Annotated in this window: 22 protein-coding genes and 1 pseudogene; 13 read left to right on the forward strand and 10 right to left on the reverse strand. The window is 68.6% G+C overall.

The window, feature by feature from the left end:
- Positions 1-137 precede the first annotated feature (137 nt).
- Together ACGFNP_RS19220 and ACGFNP_RS19225 are read right to left on the reverse strand one after the other, a co-directional pair.
- Positions 138-689 carry a hypothetical protein gene (locus tag ACGFNP_RS19220; RefSeq protein WP_358316952.1) on the reverse strand — a complete coding sequence of 184 codons (552 nt, stop codon included), beginning with the start codon at positions 687-689 and terminating at the stop codon, positions 138-140.
- A complete protein-coding gene (locus ACGFNP_RS19225; RefSeq protein WP_393320158.1) occupies positions 686-964 on the reverse strand; it encodes a hypothetical protein in 279 nt (92 codons plus the stop codon). Before ACGFNP_RS19225 ends, ACGFNP_RS19220 begins: the two co-directional genes overlap by 4 nt.
- Before the next feature lie 449 nt (positions 965-1,413).
- On the opposite strand from ACGFNP_RS19225, the gene ACGFNP_RS19230 reads away from it, so the two are divergent.
- The 5 genes from ACGFNP_RS19230 (at position 1,414) to ACGFNP_RS19250 (ending at position 4,787) form a co-directional block, all read left to right on the forward strand.
- Positions 1,414-2,262, forward strand: coding sequence for a helix-turn-helix transcriptional regulator (locus ACGFNP_RS19230; RefSeq protein ID WP_358316946.1), 849 nt, complete (start codon positions 1,414-1,416; stop codon positions 2,260-2,262).
- An 880-nt stretch (positions 2,263-3,142) separates the two neighbouring features.
- Positions 3,143-3,331 (forward strand): DUF397 domain-containing protein, encoded by a 189-nt coding sequence (locus tag ACGFNP_RS19235; protein ID WP_358316943.1) that lies wholly within the window; start codon positions 3,143-3,145, stop codon positions 3,329-3,331.
- A gap of 139 nt (positions 3,332-3,470) precedes the next feature.
- Positions 3,471-3,668 (forward strand): DUF397 domain-containing protein, encoded by a 198-nt coding sequence (locus ACGFNP_RS19240; RefSeq protein ID WP_219526865.1) that lies wholly within the window; start codon positions 3,471-3,473, stop codon positions 3,666-3,668.
- Positions 3,669-3,711: 43 nt separating this feature from the next.
- Positions 3,712-4,131, forward strand: a complete 420-nt coding sequence (gene mscL / locus ACGFNP_RS19245) for a large conductance mechanosensitive channel protein MscL (RefSeq protein WP_358316937.1) — start codon at positions 3,712-3,714, stop codon at positions 4,129-4,131.
- 80 nt (positions 4,132-4,211) lie between these two features.
- Complete coding sequence (locus ACGFNP_RS19250; RefSeq protein WP_358316934.1) at positions 4,212-4,787, forward strand: hypothetical protein; 576 nt, start codon at positions 4,212-4,214, stop codon at positions 4,785-4,787.
- Between the two features lie 4 nt (positions 4,788-4,791).
- On the opposite strand, the gene ACGFNP_RS19255 is transcribed toward ACGFNP_RS19250, so the two are convergent.
- Positions 4,792-5,703, reverse strand: coding sequence for a threonine/serine dehydratase (locus ACGFNP_RS19255; RefSeq protein WP_393320163.1), 912 nt, complete (start codon positions 5,701-5,703; stop codon positions 4,792-4,794).
- Between the two features lie 54 nt (positions 5,704-5,757).
- On the opposite strand from ACGFNP_RS19255, the gene pip reads away from it, so the two are divergent.
- Positions 5,758-6,729 carry a prolyl aminopeptidase gene (pip, locus tag ACGFNP_RS19260; RefSeq protein WP_358316928.1) on the forward strand — a complete coding sequence of 324 codons (972 nt, stop codon included), beginning with the start codon at positions 5,758-5,760 and terminating at the stop codon, positions 6,727-6,729.
- Here the strand turns inward: pip and ACGFNP_RS19265 are convergent.
- A complete protein-coding gene (locus ACGFNP_RS19265; protein WP_358316925.1) occupies positions 6,674-7,234 on the reverse strand; it encodes a phosphatase PAP2 family protein in 561 nt (186 codons plus the stop codon). The genes pip and ACGFNP_RS19265 overlap by 56 nt on opposite strands.
- Before the next feature lie 140 nt (positions 7,235-7,374).
- Here ACGFNP_RS19265 and ACGFNP_RS19270 point away from each other — a divergent pair, with 140 nt between their 5' ends.
- On the forward strand, positions 7,375-8,169 hold the full coding sequence (locus tag ACGFNP_RS19270; RefSeq protein ID WP_358316923.1) for a universal stress protein: 795 nt from the start codon (positions 7,375-7,377) through the stop codon (positions 8,167-8,169).
- Here the strand turns inward: ACGFNP_RS19270 and ACGFNP_RS19275 are convergent.
- The gene (locus ACGFNP_RS19275; RefSeq protein ID WP_358316920.1) at positions 8,141-9,271 is read right to left on the reverse strand and encodes a glycosyltransferase; all 1,131 of its coding nucleotides are present in this window, start codon (positions 9,269-9,271) and stop codon (positions 8,141-8,143) included. The genes ACGFNP_RS19270 and ACGFNP_RS19275 overlap by 29 nt on opposite strands.
- Positions 9,268-10,239 carry a glucosyl-3-phosphoglycerate synthase gene (locus tag ACGFNP_RS19280; RefSeq protein ID WP_393320168.1) on the reverse strand — a complete coding sequence of 324 codons (972 nt, stop codon included), beginning with the start codon at positions 10,237-10,239 and terminating at the stop codon, positions 9,268-9,270. The genes ACGFNP_RS19275 and ACGFNP_RS19280 overlap by 4 nt, the downstream gene beginning before the upstream one ends.
- On the opposite strand from ACGFNP_RS19280, the gene ACGFNP_RS19285 reads away from it, so the two are divergent.
- Together ACGFNP_RS19285 and ACGFNP_RS19290 are read left to right on the forward strand one after the other, a co-directional pair.
- The gene (locus tag ACGFNP_RS19285; protein WP_393320170.1) at positions 10,238-11,302 is read left to right on the forward strand and encodes a Gfo/Idh/MocA family protein; all 1,065 of its coding nucleotides are present in this window, start codon (positions 10,238-10,240) and stop codon (positions 11,300-11,302) included. The two genes, ACGFNP_RS19280 and ACGFNP_RS19285, sit on opposite strands and share 2 nt — an antisense overlap.
- Positions 11,295-12,398 carry a zinc-binding alcohol dehydrogenase gene (locus ACGFNP_RS19290; RefSeq protein WP_393320173.1) on the forward strand — a complete coding sequence of 368 codons (1,104 nt, stop codon included), beginning with the start codon at positions 11,295-11,297 and terminating at the stop codon, positions 12,396-12,398. The genes ACGFNP_RS19285 and ACGFNP_RS19290 overlap by 8 nt, the downstream gene beginning before the upstream one ends.
- 9 nt (positions 12,399-12,407) lie before the next feature.
- On the opposite strand, the pseudogene ACGFNP_RS19295 reads toward ACGFNP_RS19290, so the two are convergent.
- The 3 genes and pseudogenes from ACGFNP_RS19295 to ACGFNP_RS19305 all read right to left on the reverse strand — a co-directional run.
- Positions 12,408-13,652, reverse strand: a pseudogene (locus ACGFNP_RS19295) (hypothetical protein); the annotation flags it as partial.
- Positions 13,583-14,368 carry a sugar phosphate isomerase/epimerase family protein gene (locus ACGFNP_RS19300; protein ID WP_358316908.1) on the reverse strand — a complete coding sequence of 262 codons (786 nt, stop codon included), beginning with the start codon at positions 14,366-14,368 and terminating at the stop codon, positions 13,583-13,585. The pseudogene ACGFNP_RS19295 and the gene ACGFNP_RS19300, both read right to left, overlap by 70 nt.
- Positions 14,365-15,429 (reverse strand): zinc-binding dehydrogenase, encoded by a 1,065-nt coding sequence (locus ACGFNP_RS19305; protein WP_358316905.1) that lies wholly within the window; start codon positions 15,427-15,429, stop codon positions 14,365-14,367. The genes ACGFNP_RS19300 and ACGFNP_RS19305 overlap by 4 nt, the downstream gene beginning before the upstream one ends.
- Positions 15,430-15,756: 327 nt before the next feature.
- Here ACGFNP_RS19305 and ACGFNP_RS19310 point away from each other — a divergent pair, with 327 nt between their 5' ends.
- Genes ACGFNP_RS19310 through ACGFNP_RS19325 form a run of 4 tightly spaced genes read left to right on the forward strand, consistent with a single transcriptional unit; the run spans position 15,757 to position 20,042 of the window.
- Positions 15,757-17,130, forward strand: a complete 1,374-nt coding sequence (locus ACGFNP_RS19310; RefSeq protein WP_358316902.1) for an extracellular solute-binding protein — start codon at positions 15,757-15,759, stop codon at positions 17,128-17,130.
- Positions 17,127-18,047: a sugar ABC transporter permease gene (locus ACGFNP_RS19315; RefSeq protein ID WP_358316899.1), complete on the forward strand. Its 921-nt coding sequence runs from the start codon at positions 17,127-17,129 to the stop codon at positions 18,045-18,047. Before ACGFNP_RS19310 ends, ACGFNP_RS19315 begins: the two co-directional genes overlap by 4 nt.
- On the forward strand, positions 18,034-18,879 hold the full coding sequence (locus ACGFNP_RS19320) for a carbohydrate ABC transporter permease (protein WP_308126769.1): 846 nt from the start codon (positions 18,034-18,036) through the stop codon (positions 18,877-18,879). The genes ACGFNP_RS19315 and ACGFNP_RS19320 overlap by 14 nt, the downstream gene beginning before the upstream one ends.
- A gap of 2 nt (positions 18,880-18,881) precedes the next feature.
- Complete coding sequence (locus ACGFNP_RS19325) at positions 18,882-20,042, forward strand: ROK family transcriptional regulator (RefSeq protein WP_358316895.1); 1,161 nt, start codon at positions 18,882-18,884, stop codon at positions 20,040-20,042.
- 4 nt (positions 20,043-20,046) lie between these two features.
- Here ACGFNP_RS19325 and ACGFNP_RS19330 read toward each other — a convergent pair whose 3' ends face one another.
- A complete protein-coding gene (locus tag ACGFNP_RS19330; protein WP_358316893.1) occupies positions 20,047-21,012 on the reverse strand; it encodes an NADP-dependent oxidoreductase in 966 nt (321 codons plus the stop codon).
- Positions 21,013-21,028: the final 16 nt, after the last annotated feature.

Consider the following 21,028-nt stretch of genomic DNA (forward strand, 5'->3'; position numbering starts at 1 on the left):
CTCGCTTCGCCGGACAAGCCCAGCCTCGAAGGAGCCGCCCGGCCCGGCGGATCAACAGGTCCTTCCCATAAGACGGCTTTGCACGCTTTTTGCCGACGGGCCACCTCTGACGGCGCGGTATCAGAGGCGGCCCGAGTTCACAGCATGCCTCTGGCGGACCGAGGCTCCTCAGGCAGGGTTCGTACGGAACGCCCCTGCCGGATGACGTCGAGCAGCACCCAGTGCGGACTGCCCGCGCGCGGCCGGACGACCACCTCGGTCGCCCAGCAGGCGGCCGCGATGACCTCCCGCCCCTGCTCGATGGCCGAAGGCGTGGTCCCAGCCCGGCACCAAACCCAGACCCGCTCCCCGAACGGAGCCGGCGCGCACCACACGATGACCGGGATCTTGCCCCGCCTGTTGACGACGTACGCCTCGACGAGGCCGACACGGATCCGGTGCGCGGTGACCACGCACCGGATCCGCCCCCACGCCCCTGACCGCGCGGACGGCCAGAGGACAACCACGGCGGGCACAGCGACCGCCGCCAGGGAGATGGGACCGAACGAGCTGACGATCAGGTAGGCGAGGAGTGGCAGACAGACGACCGTCGCGACCTCATACCGCCACCGCCAGAGCACGACCAGGGGATTCGGCCGTGATATGGGGGTGGTGGCACGGTTCAGCTCATCCAGGAGCGGGCGGTTCATCGCCGCACTCTGCCCAACCCCAGGCAGGCGCGGCACAGACCCCGCCTGGTGACGCCTTCGCCCTCGCAGGCGGCACAGCGTACGTAGGTGTCGAACTCGGGGGCGCGATAGACCCTCATGAGCGGGGCCGGCCGGCGTACCTGCCAGCCCCGCTCTCTGGCCCTGGCGTCCAGCTCGGCGAAAGCCCAGGCGTCGAGGACTTCGAGCAGGCCGGCCACAAGGCGACGGACGGGATTACGAACGGTCGATTTTCTGGTTATGTTGCTAACATCCATGGTGGATCGTCCTTCTGCTCTGGCAGTGGGGGATGGTCGTTCTTCAGCTGGGCCGGTGCGGCTACACCGGTCCAGCTTCGTGTCCTGGTCCCTGCGCCGGTCGAAGCCGAGCTCCGGGACCGGGTGGGTCCTCCTACGGGCATCACGTCCTCCTTCTTCTTCTCGGTGGTTGTTTACCCGAAATGCGCATGCCTATGGCAATTGCCATAGGAACGTGTCAGTGACGTTTGCCTTACTCACATGCCACAGGCAATCACCTGGGCATAGGATCTCGGCACGGCGTCACGAAGAGGTGATCGGCGATGATCAGCGAATCCGACATTTCCGGATACCGGATAACAGAGAGCCCATTTCCCTCTGGAGGGTGGGCAATCGCCCCGCTTCCGCGAGATCATCGAATCTCCGCGCGTGGCGATCTCCGACCGCGCCGCCCAGTTGGATGAGGGATGATGGCCAACCCCACCCTGCGCCAGCGGCAACTGGCGAAGCGACTACGCGAAATGCGCGCTGAGGCCGGCCTGAGCATCGCCGAGGTCGCCGAGCAACTGCTCTGCTCCCCGGCCAAGGTCAGCCGCATCGAGACGGCCCAGCGACGGGCCAGCCTGCGCGACGTCCGCGACCTGTGCCGACTCTACGAGGTCGCCGACCCGACCGAGCTGATGACGCTCGCCCGCGAGGCGCAACAGCTGAGCTGGTGGCAGGATTCGGAGGACGTGGGCTTCCGGCCGCTCATCGGGTTGGAGACCGAGGCCGTAGAGATCGCCGAGTATGAGACCACCACGATTCCGGGGCTGCTCCAGACCGAAGACTACGCCAGGGCTGTGATCCAGGGCTTCCTGCCGCGCATCGCGGCCGACGTACTCGATGAACGCGTGGCGGTCCGCATGAAGCGCCAGGAGACCCTCCACAAACCGTCGCCCCCGCGCTACTGGGTCCTGCTCGACGAATCCGCGCTGCACCGCCACGTCGGCGGCCGACCGATCATGGCGGCGCAGCTGACCCAGCTCGCCGAGCTAAGCCACCTGCCGCATGTCACCGTTCAGGTCGTCCCCTACAGCATCGGCGCTCACATGGGATTCGACAGCGCGTTTATGCTGCTGAGGTTCGCCCCCAGTGCCGGGGTGGCCAACACCGTCTACTTCGACACCCTCGCCGGCCAGATCTTCCTGGAGAAACCCAGCCAGCTCGATCGCTTCGAGGAGGTGCTGAACCATCTTCGCGCCACAGCACTCGACCCTGGGGACTCCCGGAAACGGATATTGGAGCAGCGTGACGTCTTCGCGGCTCAGAGGGGTTGAAAACGCCTCATCAAGCGCGCGGAAATTACAGCGGTAAGTGCAAGCCGCGGTTTACCGTGCGGGGCAGAGGTTGCGCAACGCTCTAACCACGCGCCGGTCAACGTCCTAGGGGTTGATCGACTGGACCAGGATCAACCCCACAAGGTGTCCTGAACCGGGTCCAAGGTTGGAGAGCTCAATTGAGCAGCCTCGGAGAGGAGCCGGACAGGGAGGAGAGGGTGCTGCTTCTGCAGTTCCTGTTACTCCTCTTGGATTGTCTCCTCAAGATGAGAGGGCTCAGATAGCTTCGCCCGCTATCTAAGCCCTCTGGGCAGAGCGGAGCCCCGGTTCGACCTTGCAAGAGGATCGGGGCACCGTTTCTCGGTATTCGCGCTCAGACTAGCCGAAGATTTCGTCGCGGCAGATGAATATCCGTAGAGCGGTCTGCCCATGATGACCACGCAGATGGTGGCGGTACTGGTTGGTGTCGCCCTGGTCCAGCGCGGGCAATGCGCGTGTGAGGGGTCAGCAGCCTGAACACACGGATCCGCAGCCACTGCCAGACGTCACCGTTCAGGTCGGCCCTACACCATCGGCGCTCACGGGGGATCCGGCAGCGCGTTCATGATCCTTCGTTCAGCACGAATGCCAGCGTGGCCGACGCTGTCCACCTTGTCTCGCTTGCCGGGCAAGTTCTTCCTGGAGAAGCCCCCCAGCGGCTCACAAAGGTTGAAAACGATTTAGCTAAGCGCGCGCAAATGCCAGCGGCAAGTGCATAGCATATCGGACTAGGCCTGAGCTTCACGCGCGCCCTGTCCTCTTCGCATGCGAAGGCCCACGTCGTAACCAGCATGGCGCGCTCCGGCTAGGAGACCCGCCATTCCCAAGCAGGAGAGTGACAATGACCTCGCATCCTCAGCTGGAGCCTAAGTGGCGGGTCTCTTCCCGCTGCAACAACGGCAGTTGTGTCGCCGTGGCGGAGCTTCCGAACGGTCGAATCGCCGTCCGCGACACCAAGGTGGCTGGGGGCGACATCCTGCAGTTCTCTCCTGAAGAGTGGGCCAGCTTCATCGGGAGCATCAAGGAGTAGCGCTCGAAGACGTGCGGGGGCAGGCGGAGGCCGCCTGCCCCTTGCGTGACATCCGCCCCATCGCTCCCAGTACGGGCGAGATGCCGGGTTACCATGACGGAGCACTATGCCCTGCCGCCGACCCCCTGCGAGGTACCGCATGAGTTCCCCCCAGGCTCCGCGCGATCTGACCTGGCACTCGTGCAACAACGGCAATTGCGTGGAGGTAGCGAAGCAAGCCGACAGAGTTCTCCTCCGAGTCGGCACAGACTCCGCGGGAGCGCATCTGTCGTTGACCCGGCAAGACTGGGAAGGCTTCCGAGACGGCATCAAAGCCGGAACCTTCGACATCATCTAGCCACAAGGTTTGACCGTTCCTTGCCCGGCTACTTACCGATGCCATGGGCGGATTCAAGAACTTCCTGTTACGTGGCAACATCGTCGAGCTGGCGGTCGCGGTGATCATCGGCGCGACCTTCAGCGGCCTGGTGCAGGCGCTGGTCTCCGACCTGGTCACACCGCTGATCGGGGCGATCACCGGCGGGAGGCAGCCGAACTTCGCCGACTACTCGTTCACCGTCAACGGGAGCCAGTTCAAGTACGGCGACTTCCTCAACCACCTCCTCACCTTCGTGATCATCGCGGCGGTGGTCTACTGGCTGATCGTGATGCCGATGACCCGGCTGATCAGCCTGTTCGAAAAGGGCAAGGCCGCGACGACCAGGCAGTGCCCGGAATGTCTGAGTGAGGTCCCCATCGAGGCGCGCCGATGCGCCCAGTGCACGGTGGAACTCATTCCGGAGTCCGAGAAGCCGCGCTAGACGCGGTCATGAAGATGGGCGTTCCCGCTTGTCCGGGGGTGAGTGCCACCAAGTGCGGCGCTATCCGACAAGATGAACGGGTGAGCGTTGAGTTGATGGTCTGGGCCGAGTCCGCGCCGATCAGCAGGGATCAGGCGCGGGCCGCCTACCTCGCGGTCAAGAAGAGCGAACCCGTCGTGGGCGACGTGCCGGAGGTGGCCAAGGAGCTGCCCGGCCTGGTCACGGTCTATCCCGGACATGTGCTGGTGACGATGGACCTCGACACGATGGACGAGATGTCGGCCCAGGTGTTCACCGTCGCGCGGGCTCACGGGCTCGTCTGCTACGACCCGCAGCGCGATCTCGTGCACAATGTGACGCCGCTCGGCGTCTATGAGGGCATGCAGCTCCACACCGGCGACGGCATGATCGTGCACGATCCGGACCTCGGGCTGGTGCATGACGTGCTGGCCACCATGTCGCCGCAGAACCCGTTCGTCACACTGGTGAACTTCGGGCGGCACTTCATCCAGGTCTCCCCCGGCTACGAGCTGGAGTACAAGGAAGAGGCGCTGGCGCGGACGATGGTGGCCGAACTGGCGGAGGTCCAGCGGGCCTTCCACGAATACGCCACCGGCGACCGGTCGTTCCTCGCCCGCCACGACTGGACCGCTTAGCCGATCAGAGGACCTCGCGGAACAGGTCCGGGTTGACGTTGCCGCCCGACAGCACCAGCACCGTCCGGCCCTCGGGGACGCGGCCCGACAGGTAGGCCGCCGTCGTGACCGCTCCGCTCGGCTCCGCCACCAGGCGGGCCGAGCGGGCCAGGTGGCGCATGGCGTGGCGGATCTCGTCCTCCGACACGGTGACGATGCCGTCGAGGTGCTCCCGCAGGTGCGCGAACGTCAGCTCGGACAGATCGGCCCGCAACCCGTCGGCGATCGTACGGAAGGTCCTGGCCGGCTCCCAGCTGACCGGCCGGCCCGCCGCCAGGCCCTCGGCCGCGTCGGCCGCGAGCTCCGGTTCGACGCCCAGCACGGTGACGTCCGGCTTCAGCGCCTTGACGGCCGCGGCGATGCCCGAGGCGAGGCCGCCCCCGCTGACCGGTACCACCACTACCTCGACGTCGGGCAGATCCGTCACGATCTCCAGGCCGATCGTGCCCTGACCGGCGATCACCGCCGGATGGTCGTACGGCGGAACCATGGTCAGCTCCCGCTCCTCGGCCAGCTTCAGGGCCGCGACGATCCGCTGATCGGGCGGTACGACGACCAGCTCGGCGCCGTGTCCCCTGATCGCCGCCGCCTTGACCTCGGGCGTCCCCTCGGGCACCACGACGACGCACGGCACGCCGAACTGCTTGGCCGCGTACGCCAGCGCCTGGCCGTGATTGCCGGACGAGTGGGTGACGACCCCGTCGGGCCGCAGCTCGGCGACGGCGTTGTAGGCGCCGCGGATCTTGAACGATCCCACCCGTTGCAGGCTCTCCGGCTTGACCCAGACCTCTCCCATGGGCACCAGCGGGGTCCGCACCACGACCGGCTTGATGCGCTCGGCCGCCGCACGGATATCGTCGATCGTTACCAGCTCCATACGCCCACCATACGTTCTCCATGATCGATGACAGAGGGGGGAAAGATGCACCAAATGAGAGACCTGTACCCGCCCATCGAGCCCTACGACTCGGGCCTGCTCGACGTGGGCGACGGCAACCAGATCTACTGGGAGGTCTGCGGTAACCCGGACGGCAAGCCCGCGGTCATGCTCCACGGCGGTCCAGGCGGTGGCTGCGGCACGGGGCATCGCCGCCAGTGGAACCCCGAGCTGTATCGCATCGTCCTGTTCGACCAGCGCAACTGCGGTCGGAGCCTGCCGCATGCCAGCGATCCGGGCACCTCGCTGGAGGCCAACACCACCTGGCATCTGGTCGCCGACATGGAACGGCTGCGCGAGCACCTGGGCATCGACAGGTGGCAGGTGTTCGGCGGGTCGTGGGGCAGCAGCCTGGCCCTTGCGTACGCGCAGACACATCCGGACAGGACCACCGAACTGGTACTGCGCGGTATCTTCACCCTCCGCCCCGGCGAACTCCACTGGTTCTACCAGGAGGGCACTTCCCACCTCTTCCCGGACGCATGGGAGTCGTTCCTCGCGCCGATCCCCGTCGAGGAGCGCGGTGATCTGATCGCCGCCTTCCGTGCCCGGCTGGAGGGGGACGATCCCGAGGCGCGGCTGGCCGCGGCCAGGGCGTGGGCGATGTGGGAGGGCCGCACGGTCACGCTGCGGCCCGATCCCGAGCTGGTCGAGGAGTTCGGCGAGGCGAAGATGGCGCTGGCGTTCGCGCGGATCGAGAACCACTACTTCACGCACCTGGGCTGGTTCGAGCCCGAGCAGCTGATCAAGAACGTGGACCGGATCCGCCATATCCCGGGCGTCATCGTGCAGGGCCGCCACGACGTGTGCACACCCATGTCCACCGCCTGGGACCTGCACAAGGCGTGGCCGGAGGCGCGGTTCGAGGTGGTGGACGACGCCGGGCACGCCGCCACCGAGCCGGGCATCGTCAGCCGGCTCGTTGCGGCGACAGACGGCTTCGCGCCAGCCGTACCATCGGTGTGACGGCCCCCACCAGCAGCAGCGTGCAGAGCGGGGCCAGCACCAGGCCGATCAGGAGGCCCGCGGCGACGTCATGCGGATAGTGCACGCCGACGAACACCCGCGAGAACGCCATGACCGCCGCCAGCGGGAGCACCACCCAGGCCAGGGCGCGCCAGGCCAGGATGAGCGCCCCGGCGGCGCCGGCGGCGATGACGGAGTGGTTGCTCGGGAACGACCAGTCGCTCGGCGGCGGGCATTCGGCGATCGTCGCGATCCCGCCCCGGCACGGCCGCTCCTCCTGGACGAACGTCTTCACGACCTCGCTGAGAACGTACGCGCACACCACACCCGCCGGCCCGGCGATCGAGATCGCCAGGTCGCGTGCCGGCGCGTTGCGCGCCCGCCACCAGCACAGCGCGAACAGCGCAGCGAAGACGAACAGCCCGGCGTCCGTGCCCACCTCGGCGAGAGTGTGCAGCCACGCGGGCGTGGTGAGAGCGAAGTCGACGATGTCGCGGTACAACACATGTCCAATCCATGTACGGGTAATGGACACAACCTTACGAACGATCAACGCCCGGCGCCTCGGCCGAAAGTCCAAGGGTCCACGGAGAGGACCGGGCAGGCTCCGCGTATTCCCAGGTGAGATCGGGTAGGGAGGCAGTCGTGATCGGAGAGCACGTGATCGTCGGCTACACCGGCGAGTCAGGGGGACGCGACGCTCTCGCCCTGGGCGCCGCGATCTCGCGGATCACCGGCGGCGAGCTCACGGTGGCCGCGATCTACCCGCCGGGCAGCCCGGGGCAGGCGGTCGAGGCGCAGGCCAACCTGGCGCACGCGGCGGAGGAGCTGGGCGCGGCGCCGGCCGAGTACATGGCGTTCGAGAGCAGGGGTCCGGGGCGTGGGCTGTCGGTGCTGGCCAGCCGGATCAGGGCCGATCTGATCGTGGTCGGCTCGGCGGACGGCGGCCAGAACGGCCGTATCTCGATCGGGGCGACCTCCGACCACCTGCTCCACCTGTCGACCGAGGCGGTGATGCTGGTGCCCGCCGGCTACCAGCCGCCGGACGAGCCCTCCCGGCTCACGCTCGCCTACGTCCACCGCCCGCAGTGCGACGAGGCCGTTGAGCGGGTCGCGCAGGCCGCGCTCAGGCTCGGCGTGCCGCTCCGGCTGATCACGCTCGACCTGCGTACGGAGGATCCGGGCCGGCTCGGGGACGACCTGGCGCTGGCCGTACGGCTGGCCTGGGAGTCGACCGGGATCGAGGCGGAGGCGGAGATCGCCGAAGGGCACGACGTGACCACGGCGCTGGAGACGCTCGAATGGCTGCCCGGCGAGTTGCTGATCTGCGCGGCCAGTGAGGACGCGCAGCCGCACCGGGTGTTCCTCGGGGAGCTGGCGATGAAGGTGCTGCGGGCCTCGTCCTGTCCCGTCACCGTGCTGCCGCGCGGGTTCTCCTGACCTCCCCGTACAACTCCAGGTAGCGGTCGGCCATGACGGCCGGCGAGAAGCGGCGACGAGCCTCCCGGCGGCACTCCTCGGGATCGAGCTCGTCCACCCGCAGCATCCACTCGGCCAGTTCCTCCTCGGTGTCGGCGAGGAACCCGGTCCGGCCGTGGTCGATGATCTCGGGCAAGCACCCGCGGCGCAGCCCGATCGGCGGCACCCCCAGGGCGAGGGCCTCGACGACGGCCGTGCCGCCGGGCTCGTCCCACTGGATGGGGAACAGGGCGGCGCGGGCCGAGGCGTAGAGCTCGTCGCGGGTCTCGCCCCCCACCGAGCCGACCCAGCTGACCAGGTCGCCGTCGAGATAGGGGGTGACCGCGTGCAGGTGGTAGCGGACGTCGGGGTGGCCGTTCAGCGGATGGTCCGGGTCCTGGGCGATGGCCTCCAGCTCGGCGGGGGTGTTCAGGCCGCTCACCGGGCCCGCGAGGACCAGCGGGAGCCCGAGCTTCTGGCAGATCCTGGCGGCCACGTGCGTGCCCTTGAGCCCGCAGATCCGGCCCATCGCGATGAAGTGCTCGCCCCGTTCGGTACGCAGGTCGCGGTCGGCGAGCGGGGTGGCCAGGTGGATGGCGCCGAGCGAGGCGGCCCGCAGCGCGGCGGGTGCGCGGGCGAGCTGGGAGTCCGAGACGCCGTTGACCGCGATCGACCGCGGGAACGCTCCGTAGAAGGCGGCGTGCTTACGCAGGTCCCAGTGCAGGGTGTGCAGGACGGGCAGCCCGCCGAGCGCCGACAGCACGGCCGGGCCGACGACCTCCAGGTGATCGTGGACGAGGTCGAGGTCGTCGCGGCGGCCGAGTTCGAGCGCCACGCGGGCCTGGTGCGCGTGGGCGAGGCCCATGACCTGGTTGTACGGCTTCTGCAGCTCGGCGAACTGGCCTTCGTCGAAGACGCTGATCAGCTCGTCCACCTCGAGCGTGCTCGATCCGACGGAGGCCAGGACCACCCGCACCCCGCGCTCGCGCAGGGCCGGGACCAGCGTGGCCACCACGTTCTCGATTCCGCCGTAGCCCGGAGGCGGCACCGGCAGCCACGGTCCGGCGTTCACCAGGATGTTCATGCCACGTCCTCGATGGCCAGGGACGCCAGTGGCGGGCGCTCCGCCACGGCCATGTCCACCAGGTCGGCCTGCCCGTCGAGCCCGAACTGCAGCAGCCGGTGTTCGGGGGGAATGGCGGACAGCACGCGGCCCTGGCGCTCCAGCCGTGACCAGGCGGTGAGCATGATCTGCCCGGCCATCCGGCCCAGCGCGGGCATGGCCTGGTGCCCGTGCACCCGGACGCCCAGGTCCACCTGGGCCATCGCGTCCAGCCCGACCAGCTCCAGCAGGTCCACCAGCAGCCCGAACTCCACCCCGTACTCGGTGACGAACGGCACCTTTTCCAGCGCTTCGCGGCGGGCGGCATACTCCCCGCCGAGCGGCTGGACGAATCCCGCCAGCTCCGGCCAGAACATGTTGAGCAGCGGCCGCGCGACCAGCTCGGTGACCCGTCCGCCCCCGCCGCGCGACAACACCCCGTCAGCGCCGGTGAAGGGCCGCTCGTAGGCGGCCTTGACGAACTGGATCCGCTGGTCGACGAGCAGCGGTCCGAGCAGCCCGGAGACGAAGTGCGCGCTGAAATTACGCAGGTCCGCGTCCACGAACACGATCAGCTCCCCGCCGGAGGCGGCCAGCCCCTTCCACAGCGCCTCGCCCTTGCCGGTCAGCGGCGGCAGATGCGCGAGCACGGCGTCCTGCGCCACCACCCGGGCCCCGGCCGCGGCCGCGCGGGCGGCGGTCGTGTCGGTGGAGTTCGAATCCACCACGATGATCTCGTCCACGAGCGGCGCCCGCTCGATGAGATCGCGACGGATCACGGCGACGATGTCGCCAACGGTCCGCTCTTCGTCACGGGCAGGCAAGATAACGCTTACCGTGGCCCGTCCCTTGGCCAAGAGGAGGGCGTCGACCGGCCACTCGGCTGCGACGCTCGAGTGCGGCCCGTACCACTCCTGGACCTTGGCCAATGCGCGCAGATCTGTCTCCATGCGGTTAGCCCCGATCTTTTCTGGTCAGGTCGCCGACATCTGCCCCGTCAATGCACCTTCGAACATGTTTTGTTTCATTCCACGTAAATGTGGGATAAGCCGGACTGTGTTCCCCACTACTACTCGGATCGGCATCATCGGTGCCGGAAATGTTGCTGCTCGTCACGCGGACGTGCTGTCCGGTTTCTCCGACGTGACGATCGTGGGAATCGCCGACACAGATCCCCGAAGATCCGGGGCTCTGGCCGAGCGGCACGGCTGCCCTGCCTACGGTAGCCATACCGATCTTCTGGACGCCGGCGGTTTGGACGCGGTCTATATCTGCGTGCCTCCTTTCGCGCACGGTAACCCGGAACAGGATGTTCTATCGTGCAATCTCCCGTTTTTTGTAGAAAAGCCGCTTTCGCTTGACCTGTCCACTGCGGAAAAGATCGCCACCGAAATCGACCGCCGGGGCCTGCCCTCTGCGGTCGGCCACCATTGGCGCTACCTGGACATCGTCGACCAGGCCCGCGAGGTGCTGGCCAACCGTCCGGTACGACTGGCACTGGGCCACTGGCTGGACAAGGTGCCCCCGGTCGGCTGGTGGCTGAAGCCTGAAATGTCGGGCGGCCAGCTGGTCGAGCAGGCCGTCCACGTCCTCGACCTGGCCAGGGTTCTGGTGGGCGAGGTGACGATGGTGCACGCCGTGCCGGCGGAGAACGCCACGGACGGAGAGGTCGATCGGGCCACGGCGGCGGTGCTGCGGTTCGCGGGCGGCGCCGCCGGCATGCTCGCCGCGACCAGCCTGCTCGCGCGCAAGCACCGGGCGGGGCTGGAGGTGCACGCCGAGGGCGTCTCGCTCGACCTGAGCGAGGACCGGCTGCTGGTGGACGGCGAGACCACCGTCCAGGACGGCGGGGCGGCGAAGGTGCGGGTGGACCGGACCTTCATCGACGCCGTACAGGGCAAGGAGGCCGATGTACGCGTGCCGTACCGGGAGGCGCTGAAGACCCACCGGCTGGCGCTCGCCCTCGCGCGGTCCGCGGCGGAAGGAAGGCCGGTGAGCACACCCGATGTGTGAGGTGCTGAGCATCGAGGCGCCTGGCGTGATCACGCTGGTCGAGGAGAAGCTTCCAGCCGTGCCCGACGGCGGGTTCCAGGTGGCCACCGCGTACAGCGGGATCTCGGCGGGCACCGAGCTGACCTATGTCAAAGGCAGCAACCCCTATCTGTCGGCGACCTGGGATCCGGCGCTCGGGCTGTTCACCGAGGGCACCCCGTCGATCGGTTATCCGGTGCGCGGCATCGGATACATGCAGGTGGGCAGGGTAGTGGAGACGCGTACAAGGGCCGTGCGCGAAGGCGCGCTGGTCGCGATGGCCTATGGGCACCGCACCGGCTACGTGGCCGATCCGATGACCGACCGGTTCGTGGAGCTGCCCGGCGACCTCGACCCGATGCTCGGCGTCTTCGTCGCCCACATGGGGCCGATCTGCGCGAACGGGCTGCTGCACGCAGCGACCGACCTGCACGGCCCCAACGTCAGGGAGCTCGGTGACGGCGTACGCGGGCGGCGGGTGGCCGTCGTCGGCGCGGGCGTGGTCGGGCTGCTGACGGCGTCCTTCGCCCTCGCGTACGGCGCGGCGGAGGTCGTGGTCGTGGACGAGACCCCGGCCAGGCTGGACATCGCCGAGGCGCTCGGTGCCGAGGTCCTGACCTTCGAGGAGGATCCGGCCGTCGAACTGAAGCGACGCTGGCGGCACGCGCCCAACGACCGCGGCGCCGACGTGGTCTTCCAGTGTCGCGGCAGGCCCCGCGCCCTCGCCGTGGCGCTGAGGCTGATCAGACCGCAGGGCACGGTGATCGACCTGGCCTTCTACACCGACGGCGCCGACGAGGTGCGGCTGGGCGAGGAGTTCCACCACAACGGCCTCTCGCTGCGCTGCGCCCAGATCGGCCGGGTGCCGCGCGGGCTGGCCCACGCCTGGGATCGGGAGCGGCTGTCGTACGAGACGATCGCGCTGCTCAGGCAGCGGGGCGACGGGCTACGCGAGCACGTGATCACCGATGTCGTCGGCTTCGCCGAGGCCCCCCAGTTCCTGGCCGATCTCGCCGCGCGCAGGAGGCACTCCGTCCAGGCCGTGCTCCGCGGCCACGTCGAGGATGAGCGCGGCTGACCAGCTGAAGTCGTGGCAGCCGTGGCCTTGCAGGCTGAACGGGTCGAAGTACTCGCGGAAGCCGGACTCCGTGACCGCCCTGATCATGCCGTCGGCGAGCGGGGCCGCCAGGTCGGGGCGGCGGTGCCGCAGGCCCTGCCAGACCAGCCAGGTCAGGTTGATCCAGCTCGGCCCGCGCCAGTAGCGCGCCGGGTCGAACTCCGGCGCGGCGGGCGCGAAGCTGGGCAGCACGCCGTCCTTCAGCCCGAACCGGTCGAGCGCCGTGCCGATCAACGCGTTGACGATGTCGCGCGGCAGGTCGGGCAGCATGAGCGGCACCAGCCCGGCGGCGCTGTTGGAGCGGATCGGGCAGCCGGTGAGCACGTCGCGGGGGTGGAAGAGGCCGTCGTCGTAGAGATGCTCGACCATGGCCGCGGTGACCGCGGCGGCCTCGCGCTGGTGCGGCTCAGGGTCGCCGCCACACACCTTCGCGATCTTCGCCAGCGTCAGCTCCGCCACGCCGTACGCGGCGTTGAACAGCGGGTCCTCGACGCAGAACGCGCCGGGCCTGCGGTAGCCGGTGTCGCGGTAGGCGCGGGCGAGCGCGGTGTAGCGCTCGTAGTCGAGATCGGTGGGCCGCTCGTCGGCGCTGACGTGGGTGAGGTCCCTGCGCGTGACGCCGGCGGACCCGGTCTCGACGGCGGCCAGCGGGACGTCCCAGGCCGGGCTGTTGTCCATGCCCGACTCCCACGGATGGACGATCGAGATCAGCCCCTCGGGCGAGCGCCGCGCGGTGCGCAGGTACTGCTGCTGCGCCACCAGCCGGGGATAGATCCGGCGCAGGAAGGCCGGGTTCGGCTCGGCCAGATGCACCTGCCAGGCGGCCAGGGCGTGCACGGGCGGCTGCACGATGCCGGAGGTCTTCCAGCCGGACGGGGCCCGTGCCTCCCAGAACTCGGGGCCGGGGAAGTAGTCGCCCTCGGGCACCTTGGGGTTGAACGCGATGTGCGGCACCCTGCCGTCGCGCCACTGGGCGCCGAACAGGGCGAGCAACTCCGACCTGGCCCGGCGCGGGGACCAGCGGGCGTTGCCGATCGCGATGAAGGCGGAGTCCCAGCTCCACTGGTGGGGATAGAGGCGGCGGGAGGGCACCGTGTAGCTGCCGTCCCAGTTGGCGACCAGCACGCGCACGGCGTCGCGGAGGATCATAGGAACTTCCTGATGAAGGCCGCCGTCTGCGGAAGGACGATCTCGGCCTCGCCGCGCAGGCGGCATTCGAGCGCGAGATAACCCTCGTAGCCGAGGGCGTCGAGCGTGGCCAGTTGCGCGCCCCAGTCGAGGTGGCCGGTGCCGGGCTCGTTCCTGTTCGACTCGCTGATCTGCATGTGCGCGAGGTACGGCGCCGCCTCTATCAGCGAGCGGCAGGGATCGTCCTCTTCGATGTTCATGTGATAGGTGTCACCGACGACCCTGATGGAGTCCATCGAGCAGTACGACACGGCCTCGGCGAGGGTGTTGACCATGTGGTTCTCGTAGCGGTTGAGCGGCTCCAGCATGATCAGCACGCCGTTGCGCTGCGCGTGTTCGCCGAGCATCCCCAGCGCCTCGGTGAGCACCTCACGGTCCTCGGCGGCGCTGCGCGGCGGCTCGAACGGCGGCAGCCTGCGCGAGAACTGGCCCCAGGAGGCGGGCGTCATCACCCCGACGCCGCCGAGCTCGGCGATGACCGTGAGCTGCGACCTGAGCTGCTGGATCGCGTCCATGCGCTTGGCGGGGTCGAAGTCACCGATGAAGTGCGGCATGTCCACGCACACCGTCGGCATGACCACGCCGTCGGCGAGTGCCCGCTTGAGCTCGGTGAGCCGGTTGGCGAAGTGGAAGTCCCCCTTCCCGCGCAGCTCGATCGCGTCGAACCCGGCGTCGGTCGCGAACGCGAACTTCTCCTGCAGGGAACGGCCGGGCAGAAGCTGCTCCTGTACGGCGAGCTTCACAGTGACCCCTCTTTCGGTGCATCCTCGATCGGTGCATCTTCGAACTCGAAGACGAGCTGGAGCACCTCGGACGGGTGCTTGTCGATCAGGTCGAAGGCCCTGGACGCGCCGCCGACGGGCATGACGTGGCTGACCAGGCTGAGCACGTCGATCTCACCCGCGTGGACGAGCTCCATGAACGTGCGCTGCAGCCGCTCGACGTCCCAGCGCTGGGACAGCCAGGAGGCGACACCGCCGATCTGGGAGGAGACGAGCTGCACCTGGTTGTGGTGGAACTCCTCACCCAGCCGGAGCCCGATGCCGTCGCCCTGGTAGAAGCCGCCGGCCACGACCCTGCCGCCCCTGCGGACGGTCCTGATCGCCTCGTGCAGGCCCAGGTGGCTGCCGCTCAGCTCGATGGCGGTGTCGGCGCCCTCGATCCGCTTGCGGATGAACTCGGCCACGGAGCCGGACGAGATGTCGAACGTCTCGGCCGCGCCGTACTGCCTGGAGAGCTCGAGGCGGGCCGGAATGGCGTCGGCGGCCACGACCCGGGCACCGCTCAGCACGGCGAGGCGGGTGGCCAGCAGGCCGATGACGCCCTGTCCGAAGATCGCGATCTGGTCGCCCAGGTGCACGTCGGCGGCGTGCACGGCGTTGAGCGCGATCGCGCCCACCCGGGCGAAAACACCGCCCAGCGGGTCGGCGCCGGGCGGTAGCACGTGGCCGACCAATTTCTCGGCGGGCACCACCGCCTCGGCCCGGTGGCCCCAGATGCCCCAGACGAGGTGGCCGACGGGTGGGTCGGCGACATCGGGCGCCGCCTCCACCACCTCGCCGACCTCCTGGTAGCCCCAGCCGGTCAGCGGGTAGGCGTGCGTCTGTCCCTCAAGGAACAGCCGCTGCTCCGCGTCCCACTTCCGGGTGAGATAGGGATTGGTGCCGCGATAGGCGGTGAGTTCGGTGCCGGCGGAGACGCCCGAGTAGATCGTGCGGACCCGCACGCAACCCGGCCCGAGCTCGGCGGGCGACTCCAGACCGACGCGGACACGGCCTGGCTCTTCAAAGGTGATGACGCGCATTCCCCACACTTACGCTTTATGATCAGACAAAAGTTTAAGATTTAGTAGTCGTTTGCACACCATAGTCGTGCTCAGAACACTCTTAAGTCTACGACTTCCGCCAGAGCCGACTACCGAAATTTGGGTTTTTACCAAGTGTCTTCCGGTAAGCGATCTTACCGACACAACCCGCCCGGGGGTCGCATTCCTTGATCGGCGCGCCACAAAAGACCGTGAACGAACACGACCGGGGTACAGACGGGTCTCGGTATCGCACCGCTAGTTGTGTCGTGTCGGTTCAGGGTAAGTGCGGCGTATCTGGCGTATCCCCGTTCGGAGGAGCGTGCCATGCCGAAGAAGGTAACCGCCGTCCTCTCCGTCGCGTTGCTGGCCGCGGCCTCGCTGGCCGCGTGTGGCGACGACGCCGGGAAGGCCGCCAACGAGATCACGGTCTGGACCGAGGAGAACCTTGAGGACCGCATGACCGTGCAGAACCAGATCATCGCCGACTTCACCCGGAAGACCGGCATCAAGGTCAAGCTGGTCGGCGTGGCCGAGGACCAGTTCAGCCAGGTCGTGACCTCCGCCGCGGCCGCGGGGAACCTGCCCGACGTCATCGGGGCCCTGCCCCTGGCGTCCATCAGGGAGCTGGAGGCCAACGACCTGCTCGACACGGAGACACCGGGCCAGGTCGTCGACAAGCTGGGCAAGGGCGGCTTCTCGGCGCGGGCCCTGGAACTCGACACGTCGGGCGGGAAGCTGCTGGCCGTACCGAGTGACGCGTGGGCGCAACTGATCCTCTACCGCAAGGACCTGTTCCAGAAGGCCGGGCTGGAGCGGCCCGACACCTACGAGGCGCTGGAGAGGGCCGCGGCGAAACTCAACACCGGGCCCAACGCAGGCGGGGTCGCGGGCATCACGCTGGCCATCGCGCCGAAGGACTCGTTCACGGCGCAGAGCTTCGAGCACGTGGCGCTCGCCAACGGCTGCCAGCTGGTCGACAATTCCGGAAATGTCACCCTTGACTCGCCGCAGTGCGTGAACGCCTTCGCGTACTACGCGAAGCTGGCGAAGGACTACTCGGTCAAGGGCAAGCAGGACGTCGACTCCACCAGGGCCACCTACTTCGCCGGCAAGGCGGCGATGACCATCTGGTCGTCGTTCATCCTGGACGAGCTGGCGGGGCTCCGTAACGACGCGCTGCCCAGTTGCGCCGAGTGCCGGCAGGATCCCGAGTGGCTGGCCAGGAACACCGGGGTGGTCACGGCGCTGAAGGGCCCCGACGGCACGCCCGCCCAGTACGGGGAGATCGTCTCCTGGGCCATCACCCGCGACGCCGCCAAGGATCCCGCCGCGCAGTTCGTCTCGTACATGATGAACGAGGGCTACGAGCGGTGGATCGGGATGGCACCGGAGGGCAAGTTCCCGACCCGGAAGGGGTTCGCCGACAAGTGGAACAAGCTGCCCGCCGGAGTCGACACCAAGAAGCCGCTCGCGGACGTCTACCCGGCCGAGGTGCTCGACGCGCTGCGCAAGAGTCCTGACACGTTCGCCCGCTGGGGCATCCCCCAGGGGCAGGGCAAGCTGGTCGGGGCCACGATGGGCGAGCTGCCCGTGCCCAAGGCGCTGAGTCAGATCGTGGACGGCTCGCTCACCCCGCAGGCCGCGGCGGCGCAGGCCAAGAAGGACGTCGAGACCATCAAGCGCGGGATCCGGCAGTGACGGACCGGCGTGGCGGGACACTTCGGGAGCAGGAGGGCAGGGCGGGACTGGCGCTGATCTCCCCGACGCTGGTCATCACCCTCGTGGTGGTGGTGCTGCCGCTGTTCTGGGCGATCATGCTGGCGTTCCAGGACGCCCGGCTGATCAACATCCGCCGGGTGGGCGTTTTCGGGCACTACACGCTGGAGAACTTCGGCTACGTCGTGTCCGAGCCGGGGTTCTGGACGGCTCTGGTCAACACGCTCGTCTACACCGTGGCGGGCACCGGGCTGTCGATCGTGATCGGGCTGGTGGCCGCGCTGGCGCTGCGCGACCGCTTCAAGGGCCGCACGCTGGTCAGGGCGTCCATCCTGGTGCCGTACGTGGCGCCGGTGGTGGCGGTGGCCTTCCTGTGGGAGACGATGCTGAACCCCCAGTACGGCATCGTGAACTCCTGGCTGAGCGAGCCCATCGCCTTCCTCACCCAGGCCAAGGGCACCTTCCTCGGCCTCCAGGTGCCGGTGGCGCTGCTCACCGTGATCGCGTTCGAGGCGTGGCGGTACTTCCCGTTCGCCTTCCTGTTCATCCTGGCCCGGCTGCAGGCGCTGCCGGCGGAGCTGGACGAGGCGGCCGTGGTCGACGGTGCCACGCCGACGCAGCGCTTCCGGTACGTGATCCTGCCGCAGCTCTGGAGGATCATCGCGCTGCTGTCGGTGCTGCGGTTCGTGTTCACCTTCACCAAGTTCGACGACGTCTACCTGCTCACCGGCGGCGGGGCCGGCACGGAGGTGGTGAGCGTGCGCGTCTACAACTTCCTGACCGCGCGCGACGACATCGGCGCGTCGGCCGCCCAGGCGATCGTGCTGGCGGTCGTCCTGGTCGTGTTCCTGGTCCTGTATCTGAGGTTCTTCGCAGGGGGTGAGCGTGAGCAGGGATAGGTTCGAGCGCGCGCTGTTCCGGGTGCTGAAGCCGCTGGTGATCCTCTTTCTGTTCGTGATCACCGCCTTCCCGTTCTTCTACATGGTGACGCTGTCGTTCCGCGACATCCAGGAGCTGATCCTCGACCCAGGTTCGATCTGGCCGCGCAGCTTCACCATCGACACCTACACGAACGTGCTGACCAAGCAGGGCTTCCTGAGCTTCATGCGCAACAGCGCGATCGTGGCCGTCTCGTCGGTGGCGGTCACGCTGCTGATCTCGATCCCGGGCGCGTACGCGGTGGCCAGGCTGCGGTTCTTCGGGCGGCGGCAGGTGCATTTCGTGTTCCTGGCCGTGTACCTGTTTCCGGCGATCGTGCTGGCCATCCCGCTGTTCGTGCTCTTCACGATGCTCGGACTTCGGGGGTCTTTGCTGGGATTGATCCTGGTTTATATCGCACAGACGGTGCCCGTCACGGTATACATGCTCCGCAATTACTTCGAGACCGTGCCGCAGAGCGTGGAGGAGGCGGCTGCGATCGACGGCTGCACCCGCCTGTCGACCATCTGGCGAGTGGTGCTGCCGCTGTCCAAGCCCGCGCTCATGGCCACCGGCCTCTACGCGTTCATGATCGCCTGGAACGAGTTCCTGTTCGCCCTGCTCTTCCTCGTCGAGAAACGGGAGAGCTGGACGGTCTCGCTGGGACTCTCCCAGCTCGCGGGCAGTATCGAGATCCCGACGACGGTTCTCATGGCAGGATCGGTGGTTCTGACACTGCCCATCGTGATCGTGTTCTTCGCCGGTGAGCGGCTCCTGACCGAGGGACTCACGGCCGGAGCGGAGAAGGGATAACCATGCTGACGGCAGGGCAGATCCTCCAGCTGATCCGCAATGGAACCTGCCGTACCCGCAAAGAGCTCATCGCGTACACCGGCCTGTCCCGATCGACGATCACCGAACGGGTGGACCGGCTGATCGAGGCCGGATACATCCACGAGTCCGGTGTCGGCGCCTCCGGGGGCGGGCGGCCGCCCTCGGTGCTGGACATCGACCCGACCAACCGCCTGGTGCTGGTGGCCGACCTGGGCGCCAGCCACGCGCGCGTGGCGCTGACCGACCTCGCGGCCCGGCCGATGGCCGAGGAGCACGCCGAGCTGCGCATCGACCGCGGCCCCGAGGACGTACTCTCCTGGATCCGGCAGGCCTTCCAGCGCCTGCTCGACCGCTCGGGACGGACGTCCGCCCAGGTCTGCGGCATCGGCATGGACCTGCCGGGCTCGGTGGACCACAACTCCGGCCGGGTGATCAGGTCCTTCCTGATGCCCGGCTGGGACGACCACCCGATCGGCGCGGCGCTGCGGGAGGCGTTCAACGTGCCGGTCCTGGTCGAGAACGACGCCAACGCGATGGCGTACGGCGAGTGGTGGTCCTTCTGGCGGCGGAGCCGGTCGCTGCTCCTGCTCAAGGTCTCCACGGGCATCGGCACCGGCATCGTCCTCGACGGCCGGATCTACCGAGGCGTCGAGGACGCCGCCGGCAACCTCGGCCACGTCCGGCTGCACGAGAGCGACGACCGTGTCTGCACCTGCGGCTCCCGGGGCTGCGTCGCGTCGCTGGCCAGCGGCCAGGCCCTCGCCGCCAACCTCGGCAGGGAGTCCAGCCGCGAGGTCGTCCGCCTGGTCCAGGCCGGCGATCCGACGGCCATCGCCCTCACCCAGGAGGCGGGCCGCACGGTCGGCGTCGTCCTCGCCACCGCGGTCAGCCTGCTCAACCCCGCCGTCCTGGTGCTGGCGGGCGACATGGCGGAGACCGGGGAGCACTACCTGACGGGCATCAGGGAGAGCGTGTACCGCCGCAGCCTGCCGTACACGACCCGCAACCTGGAGATCGTGAACAGCTCGCTGGGCGACCGCGCGGGGATCGTGGGGACGGCCGTGCTCGTCATCGAGCACGTCCTGTCCCCCGCCGCCGTCGACGCCGCCCTCGCGGGCCCGCCGCGCACGAAAGCGGTGTGATGCCCTAATCCTCGGCGACCCGTAGGACGATCTTGCCCTGAATATGGCCCTGTTCGGCGCGTTCGTGGGCCTTGGCGGCCTCGGCGAGCGGGAAGACGCTGTCGATCCCGGCGCGCACGTGACCGGCCTCGATCAGCCTGGCCAGCTCGGCCAGCTGCCCGCCGTCGGAGTGGACCTGTCCCGACGCGAACGTGATGCCCAGCTCGGCGGCGCGCTCGCGGTGGTATTCGCCGAGAAAGACCGGGCTGATCGTGCCCCCGCGCCTGAGCATCGGGAGGAACCGGTGGCCGTGGGGACCGCCGACCGTGTCGAAGAGGTGGTCCACGTCGCGGACGACCTCCTCGGCCGCGGTGGTGGTGTAGTCGATGAACCGGTCGACGCCCAGCTCGCGCAGGAACGCCTCGTGGCGTCCCGAGGCGACGCCGATGACGTACGCGCCTTTGGTCTTGGCCAGCTGCACGAGGAAGTGCCCGACCCCGCCGGCCGCGCCGTTGACCAGCACGGTCTTGTCCGGTTCGAGCCGCAGGTGGTCGAACAGGATCTGGTACGCGGTGAGCCCCGCCATGGGCACGGCGGCGGCGTGGACGTGGTCGAGCCCGGCGGGCTTGCGGGCCAGGTGGGCCACGGGCGCGGTCACGTACTCCGCGTAGCCCCTGCAGCCGTTGTCGACGTCGGGAAAGCGGACCAGCCCGAACACGGCGTCGCCTTCGGCCAGCCCGGTGACCTCCGGGCCGAGGCCGACGACGACGCCCGAGACGTCCGAACCCGGGATGTACGGCAGGCGCAGCTTCGGTCGCATCGCCTCCGGGATGTTCGCGAAGCCGATGCGCGCGTACCAGTCGGGCGGGTTCAGCCCGGCCGCGTGCACGCGGATCAGCACCTCGCCGGGCCCGGGTTCGGGAGGCGGGACCTCCTCGTACGTCAGCACCTCCGGGCCGCCGAACTCATGCAGCCGAACAGCCTTCATCATCATTCGTCCCCTCTGC

The organism is Nonomuraea sp. NPDC049269 (genome assembly GCF_043197155.1).
In the GTDB taxonomy this organism is placed as follows: domain Bacteria; phylum Actinomycetota; class Actinomycetes; order Streptosporangiales; family Streptosporangiaceae; genus Nonomuraea.